The 12,700-nt window shown below is 38.2% G+C and carries 12 protein-coding genes; 11 read left to right on the top strand and 1 reads right to left on the bottom strand.

The features are described from left to right. Positions 1-511: 511 nt before the first annotated feature. From ACSBFT_RS02520 to ACSBFT_RS02470, 11 genes are all read left to right on the top strand, one after another. On the top strand, positions 512-1,720 hold the full coding sequence (locus tag ACSBFT_RS02520) for a glycoside hydrolase family 88 protein (RefSeq protein WP_489603275.1): 1,209 nt from the start codon (positions 512-514) through the stop codon (positions 1,718-1,720). 88 nt (positions 1,721-1,808) lie between these two features. Beyond that, positions 1,809-3,464, top strand: a complete 1,656-nt coding sequence (locus tag ACSBFT_RS02515; RefSeq protein ID WP_489603274.1) for a UxaA family hydrolase — start codon at positions 1,809-1,811, stop codon at positions 3,462-3,464. 38 nt (positions 3,465-3,502) lie between these two features. Then, positions 3,503-4,285 carry an SDR family NAD(P)-dependent oxidoreductase gene (locus ACSBFT_RS02510; RefSeq protein WP_489603273.1) on the top strand — a complete coding sequence of 261 codons (783 nt, stop codon included), beginning with the start codon at positions 3,503-3,505 and terminating at the stop codon, positions 4,283-4,285. A 12-nt stretch (positions 4,286-4,297) separates the two neighbouring features. Further along, entirely contained in the window at positions 4,298-5,155 is an 858-nt protein-coding gene (locus ACSBFT_RS02505) for a fumarylacetoacetate hydrolase family protein (protein WP_489603271.1), read from the top strand. Positions 5,156-5,218: 63 nt separating this feature from the next. Beyond that, positions 5,219-5,998 carry an L-fucose dehydrogenase gene (locus ACSBFT_RS02500; protein WP_489603269.1) on the top strand — a complete coding sequence of 260 codons (780 nt, stop codon included), beginning with the start codon at positions 5,219-5,221 and terminating at the stop codon, positions 5,996-5,998. A 16-nt stretch (positions 5,999-6,014) separates the two neighbouring features. Then, positions 6,015-7,328: an L-fucose:H+ symporter permease gene (fucP, locus tag ACSBFT_RS02495; protein ID WP_489603267.1), complete on the top strand. Its 1,314-nt coding sequence runs from the start codon at positions 6,015-6,017 to the stop codon at positions 7,326-7,328. Positions 7,329-7,642: 314 nt separating this feature from the next. Further along, positions 7,643-8,290, top strand: a complete 648-nt coding sequence (locus ACSBFT_RS02490) for a DNA alkylation repair protein (RefSeq protein ID WP_489603265.1) — start codon at positions 7,643-7,645, stop codon at positions 8,288-8,290. A 94-nt stretch (positions 8,291-8,384) separates the two neighbouring features. Next, positions 8,385-9,110, top strand: coding sequence for a hypothetical protein (locus tag ACSBFT_RS02485; protein WP_489603264.1), 726 nt, complete (start codon positions 8,385-8,387; stop codon positions 9,108-9,110). A 294-nt stretch (positions 9,111-9,404) separates the two neighbouring features. Next, on the top strand, positions 9,405-10,268 hold the full coding sequence (locus ACSBFT_RS02480) for an AraC family transcriptional regulator (protein WP_489603263.1): 864 nt from the start codon (positions 9,405-9,407) through the stop codon (positions 10,266-10,268). A gap of 220 nt (positions 10,269-10,488) precedes the next feature. Further along, entirely contained in the window at positions 10,489-11,337 is an 849-nt protein-coding gene (locus ACSBFT_RS02475) for an SDR family oxidoreductase (RefSeq protein WP_489603261.1), read from the top strand. Between the two features lie 48 nt (positions 11,338-11,385). Further along, on the top strand, positions 11,386-12,114 hold the full coding sequence (locus ACSBFT_RS02470) for an SIP domain-containing protein (protein ID WP_489603259.1): 729 nt from the start codon (positions 11,386-11,388) through the stop codon (positions 12,112-12,114). A 58-nt stretch (positions 12,115-12,172) separates the two neighbouring features. Here the strand turns inward: ACSBFT_RS02470 and ACSBFT_RS02465 are convergent, their stop codons facing one another. Beyond that, entirely contained in the window at positions 12,173-12,691 is a 519-nt protein-coding gene (locus ACSBFT_RS02465; protein WP_489603257.1) for a hypothetical protein, read from the bottom strand. Between the last annotated feature and the right edge of the window lie 9 nt (positions 12,692-12,700).

Genomic DNA, 12,700 nt, shown 5'->3' with positions numbered 1-12,700 from the left:
AGAATATGAGGCAGATCATATCCTTCAGACCCATTCGAATTCCTATATTGGTTTTGAAGCATTGAAAATCCATCTACAAATTTATCCGATTAAGAATTCGCTATTGTGAACTACATTATTCATGGTAAAATATAGGTTTCTAAAGCCTTAATAAACTGTGGAAAAACCTACTACCTATTAACTCAGGTCATTTGCACACCTATATTCAAAGACCAAATTGAAGCGACTAAAAGATGCCTACTATATTCTGTGCATGTCTATCATCATCTGCCCCCACCTTTAGCTAATCTCTTTGAACTTACTTTCCGAGTAGGCAAATTCCTAAAAAGTGGGTGCTATTTCTATAAATAGAGCGAGATGAGGATGCAAATCCTGCCCATACGCTGCATAAAGAGTAATATGTTATAGCTTTTGGCTCATAATTTATCCTTAGTGCTTCTCATAATCTCTAAAATTGTATTTCAAGTAAATGCTACTTTTTTATAATTATTTATAACTTAATTTTAATTAAATGAATATCCTAAAGGCCATGTCGTGGCTAGCTATTTTTTCACTACTAGCATGTAATGCCACATTAGAAGAGGCACAAGCAGACCATTCGGCTGAAGAAATAGAAAGAAATAAAGTATTGGATGACTTAGCACAAAAAACTAAAATTACTGCAAGTGCTTTAGTTAAAGTGGATAGCTTCCCTAGGAATATAAAAGAAGGAAAAACAAATTGGGATCTTGTAGACGTTAAAGACTGGTGCAGTGGCTTTTGGCCAGGTGTTCTGTGGTATGCATACGAAGCTTCTGGCGACGAAGAAATAAAAAAAGATGCCGAGCGATTCACAGAACCTCTTAAAGAGATTGCATATAACAAAGCAGAGAATCATGACGTAGGATTTATGGTAAACAGCAGTTACGGTAATGCCTATAGGTTGACAGGAAATGAGGACTATAAAGTAGTTTTACTTGCCGCAGCTAATAATCTGGCCACCTTATACAACCCTAAAGTAGGTACTATTCTGTCTTGGCCGAGCCAAATGGATAAATTCCAATACAATACCATTGTAGATAATATGATGAATCTGGAATTGCTTTTTTGGGCGTCAAAAAACGGTGGTGGGCAAAACCTATATGATATAGCTAAAAGTCATGCAGAAAAAACAATGAATCACCTAGTTCGTGCAGATAATGCACTTTACCATGTAGGTTCTTTTGACCAAAAAACAGGAAAATTTTTAAGAGGGTATACACATCAAGGTTATGCCACAGAGTCTATGTGGGCAAGAGGGCAAACTTGGGGTATTTATGGATTCTCTGTGGCTTACAGAGAAACGGGAGATGAAGCGTTTTTAAACACAGCCATAAAATTAACAGAACACTATATGAAGCGTCTTCCAGAAGATGGCATTCCTTTCTGGGATTTTGACGATCCTGCTATACCTAATGCACCAAAAGATGCCTCAGCAGCAGCCGTGGCAGCATGCGGTATGTTGGAGCTATCTGGACTCGTGAAAGATCCATTGCTTAAAGAAAAGTATTACAAGGCTGCGGTGAGCTACATCGACAAATTATCTACTAAAGATTATCTAAGTGGAGACACAAACCAAGCTTTACTGCTACACTCCACAGGTCATTATCCTCACAACTCTGAAATAGATATGCCTATCATTTATGCAGACTATTATTTTATGGAAGCTTTGTTAAGACTAAAGAAATTCAAGAAATCGTAACAAAGAGCTTTTTCTACTCACCAAACTGTTTAATCGCAAACAGTTCGGAATAGAAAGGTAAAAAATCAACCCTATTATTTAAAATTTAATGAGCAGCCCGAAAAAAGTATTACAAATACATGAAAAAGATAATGTATTAGTGGCCTTAACTGATTTAAGCCAAGGAACGGAGCTTGTATTTGATACCAAAACGTATACACTGCAAAGTAATATACCCGCAAAGCACAAGTTTGTTACAGCATCCTTAAAAGCTGGTGACCCTGTATATATGTATGGTGTGTTAGTGGGCAAGGCAAAAATAGCTATCAAAAAAGGGGATTTGATTAGCACATCAAACCTTATACATGATACCGAGAAATATGAGGTTCAGGATCGAGGGAGAAATGAAAAATGGCTTGCTCCAGATGCTACCAAATTCACACATAAAACATTCAATGGCTATCATAGGGCCGACGGTAAGGTAGGTACAGAAAACAATTGGCTGATTATTCCGCTGGTATTTTGTCAAAATAGAAACGTAGAAGTACTGAAACAGGCCTTAATTGAGCAACTCGGTTACGGTAAAAAACAACACCTCGGTTTTGATGTAGCGGCTTTAATCAACGCCTACAAGTCAGGAGTGACTGCCGAAAGCATTTTAAATACCGATATCATTATTGAAGCAAACGACAATACCAAAAATCCAACATTCCCAAATGTGGATGGCATAAAGTTTTTAACGCATGACGGTGGCTGTGGTGGAGCCACCTCAGATGCTGTTACCCTTTGTCATCTGTTGGCAGGCTATATCAATAACCCCAACGTGGCTGGAGCCACCGTTTTAAGTTTAGGATGCCAGCATGCCCAATCTAGCATTTTACAAGAGGCTTTGTCAAAGTTTGATTGTAAAAAACCTGTTTACGTTTTAGAGCAACAGCAAAGCACATCGGAAAAAGAACTATTGGCTGAGGCCGTTAAAAAAACATTTGTGGGTTTAATGGAAGCCAATACCCTCACCAGAAAACCGGCTCCCCTATCTAAATTAGTCATAGGCTTAGAATGTGGTGGTTCAGATGGTTTTTCTGGTATTTCTGCAAACCCTACTTTAGGTTATGTATCTGATTTAATCGTAGGCCTAGGCGGTGCCACAGTTTTATCCGAATTTCCAGAATTAAACGGGGTAGAGCAAGAGCTGATCAACAGGTGCAGCAGCAAGGAAAAGGCTCATAAGTTTTCTACCATTATGACCACTTATAATGAGAAAGCCGATGCTTTAGGTTCAGGTTTTTATGCCAATCCTTCTCCTGGAAACATAAAAGACGGCCTCATAACAGATGCCATAAAATCTGCAGGGGCAGCTAAAAAAGGAGGCTCTTCTCCCGTGGAGGATGTTTTAGACTATACCGAACAAGTTGTAAGTTCGGGACTTAACCTCTTATGTACGCCCGGCAATGACGTAGAATCTACCACAGGTTTAGCGGGCTCTGGATGTAATATCATCTTGTTCACTACGGGTCTAGGTACACCTACTGGAAACCCGATAACGCCAGTAGTTAAGGTATCTTCAAATACCAAACTGTTCCAAAAAATGAATGATATCATCGATTTTAATACGGGGGCTATCATTGAAGGAAGTGCCAATATCGCGGAAACTGGCGAGCTATTATTAGATTATATTATCGCGGTAGCTAGCGGAAAACAAACCAAAGCAAGACAACTAAAACAAGATGACTTCATTCCGTGGAAACGTGGAATGTCTTTGTAAAAGATCGTGAAATAAACCAGAAATAGGTTAAAAATAAAATGACAAAATTTAGTTTAAAAAACAAAGTAGCCATAGTAACGGGCGGAGGAAGTGGCATAGGTAGAGCTATATCCTCCACTTTTGCCATGCAAGGTGCTGAAGTACATATATTGGATTTCAATTTAGATTCTGCTTTAGAAACCGTAAAAGAAATAGAAGGTTTTGGTGAAAAAGCAAAGGCACACCAATGTGATGTATCAGACCAAACAAACGTAGAAAGTATCATTCAGTCTATAGCCCAAAATAGCGGAATTGATATCTTGGTGAATAATGCTGGAATAGCTCATATAGGAAATATAGAGGCTGTGGAAACAGCGGATTTAGACAGACTTTATAATGTCAATATCAAGGGGGTTTATAATTGCGTGAAGGCATGTATACCCACATTCAAAACAAATCAAAGCGGGGTAATTTTAAACATCGCGTCCATTGCCTCATCAGTCGGAATTAACAACCGCTTCGCTTATTCCATGACCAAGGGGGCGGTTTTGACCATGACTTATTCCATAGCTAAAGACTATATCGCTGATGGTATCCGTTGTAATTGCATTTCACCTGCCAGAGTGCATACCGCTTTTGTGGACGGTTTTATAAATAAAAACTATCCTGGAAAAGAGGCCGAAATGTTTGAAAAATTATCTAAAACTCAGCCTATCGGAAGAATGGGAAAACCACAGGAGATAGCAGACTTAGCACTGTTTATATGCTCTGACGAAGCCCAGTTTATAACAGGCACCGACTACGCCATAGATGGTGGGTTCATAAAATTAAATGGCAATTAAAAAACAACGAAGATGAAATTAATAAGATTTGGAGAAATAGGAAAAGAGCAGCCTGGCGTACAATTGGAAAGCGGAAAAAAAATAGACGTATCGGCTTTTGGCTCCGACTATAACGAAGATTTCTTTGGAAATAAAGGTATAGAAAAGTTAACAACTTGGTTGGCCAAAAATCAGGATACTTGCCCTGAAATCGAGGACAAAGTAAGATTAGGTGTACCCTTAACTAGACCCTCCAAAATAGTATGTGTAGGCTTAAATTACGCTCAACATGCCGCAGAAGCAGGTATGGACATTCCAAAAGAGCCTGTGCTATTCTTTAAATCTACCACCGCTTTAGTGGGACCAAATGACACCGTGACTATCCCAAAAGGAAGTACAAAGACAGATTGGGAGGTTGAGTTAGCCATCGTTATTGGTAAAAAAGCTACCTATGTAAAAGAAGCTGACGCATTCGATCATATAGCGGGTTATGTATTACATAATGATGTAAGCGAGCGTGCTTTTCAGATAGAGCGTTCTGGACAATGGTGCAAAGGTAAAGGCTGTGACACTTTCGCTCCTGTAGGTCCATTTATAGCTACAAAAGATGAAATTAAAGACCCCAATAATTTAAATCTATGGTTAAAATTAAATGGAGAGATGATGCAAAACAGCTCTACCTCTGATTTCATTTTTAATGTGCAACATGTGGTGAGTCATATCAGCCAATTCATGACATTATTACCTGGAGACATCATCTCCACTGGAACACCCTTTGGCGTAGGTTTAGGCCTCAACCCACCACTATATTTAAAAGAAGGAGATGTGATGGAACTGGGCATAGATGGCCTAGGAGTTTCTAGTCAGGTGTGCAAAAACTACCAAGAATAAAACCCTTATTATCCCATTGCTCTCTTGAAAAAGAAAGCAATGGGTAATTCAAAAAACTCCGTAATGGATTTAAAACTAAAGGATAAAGTAATCATAGTAACAGGTGGATCCAAGGGCATCGGACTTGGCATTGTAGCATCATTATTGAGAGAAGAAGCCATACCAGTTATAGTAACCAGAAATAAAGCAAGCGTAGAAAGCCTCTTAGAGGATTTCAAATCTCAAGGCCATGAAGTTTTCTACACCATAGCCGAACTATCCGACCCATCACAATGTAAAAGTGCCGTGGATGCCGTTTTAGAAAAATATGACCGCATAGATGGCCTGGTAAATAACGCGGGCGTAAATGATGGCGTAGGGCTAGAAAGTGGCACTTACGACGGCTTTATAAATTCGCTAAAAAGCAACTTGGTGCATTATTATCTTATGGCACAGTATGCTCTGCCTGCCCTTAAAAAAAGTAAAGGTGCTATCCTTAACATAGGCTCAAAAACGGCAGATACAGGCCAAGGAGGCACCTCTGGCTATGCCGCATCAAACGGAGGACGCAATGCTTTGACCAGAGAATGGGCGGTAGAATTATTACCATTTGGCATAAGAGTGAACGCTTTAATTGTGGCGGAATGTTACACGCCCTTATATGAAAAATGGATTAATACTTTTCCAGATAAAGAGGAAAAACTAGCGGCCATAACTAAAAACATACCCTTTGAGAATAGAATGACCACCGCAGAAGAAATTGGGGACACCGTGGCATTTCTATTATCGAGCAAGTCTAGCCATACCACTGGCCAGTTGATTTATGTCGATGGCGGTTACGTGCATTTAGATAGATCCTTATAAACCCTATAAAAACCCTATGAACAAGCTAAAAAACATACCTGTAGTCCGTAAAGAATTATTGTTTTCATTTATAATTATTACGTCTTTATTCGCACTCTGGGGAATCGCCAATGATTTAACCAACCCCATGGTTTCAGCATTTAAAAAGGTAATGCCGGAGTTAAGCAACGTGCAGGCTTCGCTGGTACAGTTTGCCTTTTATTTTGGTTATTTTTTCATGGCACTTCCTGCCGCTATGTTCATCAGAAAGTACTCCTATAAATCTGGAATTATAGTCGGTCTAAGTTTATATGCTATTGGTGCATTTCTATTTTACCCTGCTGCTGCCAAAGAAGAATTTAGCTATTTCCTTATTTCTCTTTGGGTCATCACTTGTGGCTTAGCTTTCTTAGAAACGACTTCTAATCCTCTCATATTAGCCTTGGGTGATAAAGAAACCGCTACACAGCGACTTAATTTGGCCCAGGCTTTTAATCCCGTGGGTTCACTCACTGGGATGATTATTGCACAAGTTTTTGTCATCAACGCTCTTCGCTCCGACGATTACACCAAAGAAGCTTATAATGCTTTAAGCTCTGATGAATTGGCCGCAATTAGAGAAAACGACCTAGGAATAATCAGTATTCCATATATCGGTTTAGGAATTTTAGTCTTAGTCATTATGGCCATTATTATCTTTACCAAAATGCCAAAAACCGACGAGGATGATAAGATAAACCTGTCGGATTCCTTTAAAAAGCTATTCGCAAATAAAAACTATTTATTTGGAGTGCTTACCCAAGCATTTTATGTAGGGGCTCAAATCATGTGCTGGACCTACATCTTTCAATATGTAGATTTTTTAAACGAAAGTTTAGGCCTTCAACTCACCGCCACTTACTATAACATTACGGCCATGATCTTATTCCTATCTGGTAGATGGATTGGTACCGCATTGATGAAAAGTATAAATCCATCAAAACTGCTGATGTATTTCGGAATTGGAGGAGTGCTTTGTGCTGCTGGAGCTATCCTACTCCCTGGCATGATAGGTTTGATATCCTTGGTAGCCGTTTCTATTTTTATGTCGATTATGTTTCCAACCATCTACGGCATTGCCTTAAAAGATATGGGTGACGAAGCCAAAATTGGCTCGGCAGGTTTGGTCATGGCTATCGTGGGTGGAGCATTATTGCCGGTATTGCAAGGTAGCATCTTAGACTGGGGTGGCAGTGGTTTTTCCGATGTACATGTACTGGGCTTTTTACCCGAAATAAAGTTTTCTTTTATACTTCCCTTAATATGCTTAGCAGTGGTAGGTTTTTATGGCTATAAAACGCAAAAAAACTAAGGCTTTAGCAAGCCACTGTAATCTATATATCATGTAGGTTTAGCGTAAATGGAGTTCGCTTCGATAGGTAAACAAATATTCTCATTTGCTATATCATAATTGATGTATCAGCTTTCTCATTTTCAGAAATTTAACGATATTTATCATGTAGAAAGCTTGCGTATTATTTGATTCAAATACCAAGCGTTTCGAATGGTAATTATTGGTTTTATATAAGCCTTTAATGAGGATATTTTCACACTTTCACTTCGTTAAAAATAGACCATTTTAAACCCTATTAAGAAATAAAGTAGAAATTCAAATCCAATAAATGAATGTCAGCTGAGGAATTTATTGAAACTTTAAATATCGTTAGCCAAGAATATGCTGGAGGTATTCCTAAAAGAGAGCTATTTTCTTTAGCTAAAGAATTTCAATTTATGCCCGTGCTAGAAGTGGTGAAATTACTTCAAAACAAAAATTACGATCACCGACTTGGTGCCGTTTCTATTTTAGATTGGAAAGCTCGAAATAAGAAGACGACTCAAGAAGAGAAAGAGGCTGTTTACCATGCATATATCGATAACCATAAGTGGATTGATGACTGGGGAATGGTAGATAGGGCTGCACCCTATGTGGTAGGAGGTTTTTTGGACGGCAAGGATAAAAAAGCCTTATATGACTTAGCTAAATCCGTCCATCCCATGGAAAGGAGAACGGCCATAGTAAGTACCTACTTTTTTATCAGAAAAAATGAAATTGAAGACACCTTCAAGATTGCTAGCCTATTAGTAAACGATACAGAACATTTCGTACAAACAGCCGTAGGCAGTTGGCTTAGAGAAGCAGGGAAAAGAGACGAAGAAAGATTAAAGAATTTTTTGGACGAATTTGCGGCTACTATGCCAAGAACCGTCTTGAGGTCTGCCGTAGAGAAGTTAGCCTCAGACCTCCGAAAACACTATCTGAGTTTAGGCAAATAGCATTTATGACACACTGGAAATTAACCTTCAGGATACCAAGTGGTCAGATAATATCCGTTTTTTGTTAATTTTTACACAAATTCACTCTTTAGATATGAAAACAGTTTCCTCTAAAAAGAAGCCTTCTTTTTTTCTCATAATGGCTCTGATAGGACTTTTTGCTGCTCTAGCTGGGTTCGCTAAAACATTTTTTATACCCATTGCTCATGGAAGCTTTAACGCCCCTGTAAGTATTCACATTCATGGTGCCTTTGCATTCGCTTGGATAATTCTATTTGTGGTCCAAACTAGTTTAATCCATTACAAAAATTATCGCTTACACCAATACCTTGGAATTACCGGACTTTTTATTGCCGCAGGAGTTACCATTACCATGGTGCCTGCAGGTGTTTTCGTAGTTCATCGGGAGTTGTCGCAAGGTTTTGGTAACACAGCTTACTCTGGCTTGTTGGGTGTCGTTACTTCTGGGATATTATTTTTTGGTCTTGTCTTATTTGGACTCATCAACCGGAACAGACCTGAATATCATAAGCGATTTATGCTATTGGCAACAATCGTAGTTTTATGGCCAGCATGGTTTCGTTTCAGGCACTATTTCCCTTCCGTTCCCAGACCTGAAATATGGTTTGCATTAGTGCTCGCCGATAGCCTCATACTTATTGCTTGGATATGGGATAAAATGAAAAATGGTTACATACACCCTACCCTTAAATATGTAGGGACTTTTGTCATCATAGAGCAATGTATTGAAGTGAGCATTTTTGACACTCCTATCTATCAAGTCATTGCCAGACAATTATATGATTTGGTTGTTTCCTGAAACATCATTCAGGTTAAACCCGGTTAATCTATTGGAGAATCGTAATGAGTTTTAAAGAGCAATAAATCAGACATTTAAACCAGATTTACATAGTGTGTTAAATGCAAAAACCAATTTCTAAATAGCATGAACAGATTACATTCGTGAAAAAATCCTTGGGGTTTTGGGTTTTATAAATCAGCAGAATTGGAAGATTTATCTAAAAGAACTCCAAGTTAAAACCTCTTAAGTTCTGATCAATAAATCAGCCAGATATTGCTAACTTAGCTATGGATCAATAACCCATTTCCATCCTTGAACGAAATTCCAAAAATAGCCTTCCAAAGTGCCGAAAATGCAACAGATATTGAATTTCTGAACGTTAAGGATTTATTCTCAAGAATAGATGAAAATCCTACTCACAACCCTAAAAAGCCTCATCGCCTAGATTTTTTTGCCCTCATGGTAATTACAGAAGGTGCAGGAAGTCATCAAATTGACCTGAAAAAATATCAGATTACAAAAGGCAACGTATTGAAGATTGCCAAAGGCCAAGTGCATGCTTTTCAAGAAAACTTAAGCTATGATGGGTATCTTATTGCCTTTACAGAAGAGTTTGTTTTAAAGTACTTTTCAAAATCTTCCATTGACTTCATATCGCAGCTTTATAACTATCACATTTCCGCCCCCATTGTAGAGCAAAGTTCATTTAACGCATCTTTTATTGAGGAGCTTCGAAAAGAACTTTCTGGCGAAAACTCTTACGCTCAAAAGAATATATCGGCTAAATTACTTGAGCTGTATTTATTAAGGTTAGAGCGAATCGCACATCAGTCAAAACCTGAAACACCTAACCAGAAATACCATACCCTGTTTTCTCAATTTAAAACCTTAGTTGAAAAGAAGATCACAGAAACTAGAAATGTGAAAGACTATGCCAACTTTTTGTCCATTTCCACCAAACATTTGAATACCATTATTCAAAGTGTCACCTTAAATACGGCCAAAAATTTCATTGACCAATATGTAATTTTGGAAATAAAGAGGGCTATTCTTAGCTCCAACAGCAGCCTAAAAGAGATAGCTTATCAATTAGGTTTTGACGAAGTAACCAACTTCACTAAGTTCTTTAAAAAACACACCGGACTAACTCCTAAAGACTATAAATCGAGCATTTAAGTTTACTGGTTCCACATTTACCATTTTTACAACAGAATTTACCTTTGCCAGGGTATGGGCTCTTCATAACTTTGTAAAATAATCAGGAGATTTTCTAAAGAATAAAACGGGTTATGAGTCAAATAGTAAATCACCCAACATGCGAAAGCAAGTTAAAAAAACGTAAAACTATTTATGTCGCTGTTCAATATGATGAAGCATTCTAAGAAAACAATTTAATATGAAAGTAGCAGTAACATCAGCCAGCGGACAGTTGGGCTCGGCAATCGTAAAACAACTGATAGCCGAAATAGGAAAAGACAATGTCATAGGAATAGCCCGTACACCAGAAAGAGCAAAACATCTGGGTATAGAAGTCAGAGCGGGCGACTATAACAACCGTGAACAATTTAACAAAGCTTTAGCCGGTATAGACGCCGTTCTATTGGTATCTGGCATGGATGACCCTCAAAAAAGAATCCAGCAGCACAGGAATGTTATTGAAGCCGCCAAACAAAACGGTGTTAAGAAAATTGTTTATACCAGCATCATTGGAGCGGAAGAAAACAATGCTTTCAGCCCGATTGTTCAAACCAACAGACAAACCGAAAGCGACGTTAAAGACTCGGGTTTAGCATGGGTTATTGGCAGAAATGGTATCTACATAGAGCCTGATTTAGAATACATTGACACGTACCAAAAAGAGGGCGAAATCAGAAACTGTGCAGCGGATGGAAAATGTACATACACCAGCCGAGGAGAACTAGGCTATGCTTATGCCAAAATCCTTTTAGAAGAAAAACACAATGGAAGTACCTATAATTTAGTAGGTGAAGGAATTACCCAAAGTGAACTTACTGCATACATCAATCAAGTTTACGCCACCAATCTTGTTTTTAATTCTATTTCTGTAGCATCCTACCTAACAGAAAGAAAAGCAGCATTAGGAGACTTTATCGGAACTGTGATTGCCGGAATTTATGAAGGCATAAAAGGTGGAGCTAATGATGTTCCTTCCGACTTTGAAAAAGCAACTGGAAGACCACATAAAGCTCCTTTAGAAATTATTAAAGAATTTAAAAACGCTTAAGAAAATGAAAGCAATCATATAAAAGTCAAAGATTAGCCTTCAAACAGCATGGGAATTATAGAAAATATATTAAAAAAAGTGGTTCTAGATGAAGCCACCATTACAGAGAAAACAAAACTGTCTGAAACCGTTTATAAAATTCGATTAAGTAGTGAAACCATCTCCAAAGCCGAGTTTACACCCGGATATTTTTTACGCTTGGGCGTTGGAATTGGTCAGGAAGATGTTCCGTTAAAAGATAAAGTAAGAAGTTACTCCGTCTGGGATATTAACCGGAAAGAACAGTACATGGATCTTGCCATAGCTACACATAGTCATGGCCTAGGCTCTAAATGGGTATCAGACTGTAAAATAGGCGACAAAGTACACTATAAGTGGAAGAAAGGTAATTTCTTAGTCGATGAAACGGCAGACAGTTATCTGATGATTGGCGATTTATCTGCACTCTCCCACCTATATATGATTCATAGGAATCTTCCGGAAGACAAGAATGTGCAAGGCATTTTATATAGCCAGAGCAAAGCCGATTATTTCCCTGATGTAGATGGAAAGTCGCCATTTGACTTTTATGAAATACCTCAAAATCCCTACGAGGATATCATTGCTAAAGTAAAAGAAAGTATTCCTAGAATGACCGGACAAAAAATGGTTTACCTCGCTGGAGACAGCAGGTTATGTGTAGCATTAAACACTTATTTCAAAAAAGAACTTAACTGGGAAACCAAACAAATAAAAAACAAGCCTTTTTGGAATCCTGAAAAGAAGGGACTGGAATAAGAACAGCCTTACAGACATCTTATTTAAAGCTTATTTCTTCCCTTCCTTTAATAAGGGCCTATCGCGTTTTGACTTTGAATTTACCATCGGTTACTTCCAGAATATCTGTAAGATCATCTCTATTAACAAGTATGGCCTCAAAAGTACCCTCGGCGTCTGTTGCAGTCAAAATATGGAAGTCTACATAACCATCTCCACCAGTTTCAAGAGCCGCATAATCCTTATCGCCAAGAAAATAGTTGATATCCGTAAGATATGAATTAACGTTGGTTCCTACGGGCACTTTGCTAGCCCCAAGACTGGCAAAGGAGTTGAAATTGAAGATTTTATCTTCTGAATTAATGGTTCCACTAACCGACAGTTCTCCTTTTAATGGGGAACTGTACCAGCTTAACCAAGCATTATTATTCGTTTGAGCCCTAAAAGTTTGTCCTTCTATTTTACATTCAATAAAGTAGGTAGGATTAAGGTCGGTGTCTTCAAAAAGCTCCTCGCATGATGTTGACACCAATAATACCAGAAAAAGTACCAAGTGACGCCACAGTGAAAATGTTTTTCCTTTAATGTATCCATTCATAGTCATTAA

It is taken from the genome of Arcticibacterium sp. SM2516 (genome assembly GCF_057914865.1).
This window is presented reverse-complemented; position numbering and strand designations above follow the sequence as displayed.

Coding starts and splice junctions, on each gene's coding strand:
- ACSBFT_RS02520 (WP_489603275.1), top strand. CDS start 512: ATGAATATCCTAAAGGCCATGTCGTGGCTAGCTATTTTTTCACTACTA.
- ACSBFT_RS02515 (WP_489603274.1), top strand. CDS start 1,809: ATGAGCAGCCCGAAAAAAGTATTACAAATACATGAAAAAGATAATGTA.
- ACSBFT_RS02510 (WP_489603273.1), top strand. CDS start 3,503: ATGACAAAATTTAGTTTAAAAAACAAAGTAGCCATAGTAACGGGCGGA.
- ACSBFT_RS02505 (WP_489603271.1), top strand. CDS start 4,298: ATGAAATTAATAAGATTTGGAGAAATAGGAAAAGAGCAGCCTGGCGTA.
- ACSBFT_RS02500 (WP_489603269.1), top strand. CDS start 5,219: ATGGATTTAAAACTAAAGGATAAAGTAATCATAGTAACAGGTGGATCC.
- fucP (WP_489603267.1), top strand. CDS start 6,015: ATGAACAAGCTAAAAAACATACCTGTAGTCCGTAAAGAATTATTGTTT.
- ACSBFT_RS02490 (WP_489603265.1), top strand. CDS start 7,643: ATGTCAGCTGAGGAATTTATTGAAACTTTAAATATCGTTAGCCAAGAA.
- ACSBFT_RS02485 (WP_489603264.1), top strand. CDS start 8,385: ATGAAAACAGTTTCCTCTAAAAAGAAGCCTTCTTTTTTTCTCATAATG.
- ACSBFT_RS02475 (WP_489603261.1), top strand. CDS start 10,489: ATGAAAGTAGCAGTAACATCAGCCAGCGGACAGTTGGGCTCGGCAATC.
- ACSBFT_RS02470 (WP_489603259.1), top strand. CDS start 11,386: ATGGGAATTATAGAAAATATATTAAAAAAAGTGGTTCTAGATGAAGCC.
- ACSBFT_RS02465 (WP_489603257.1), bottom strand. CDS start 12,691: ATGAATGGATACATTAAAGGAAAAACATTTTCACTGTGGCGTCACTTG.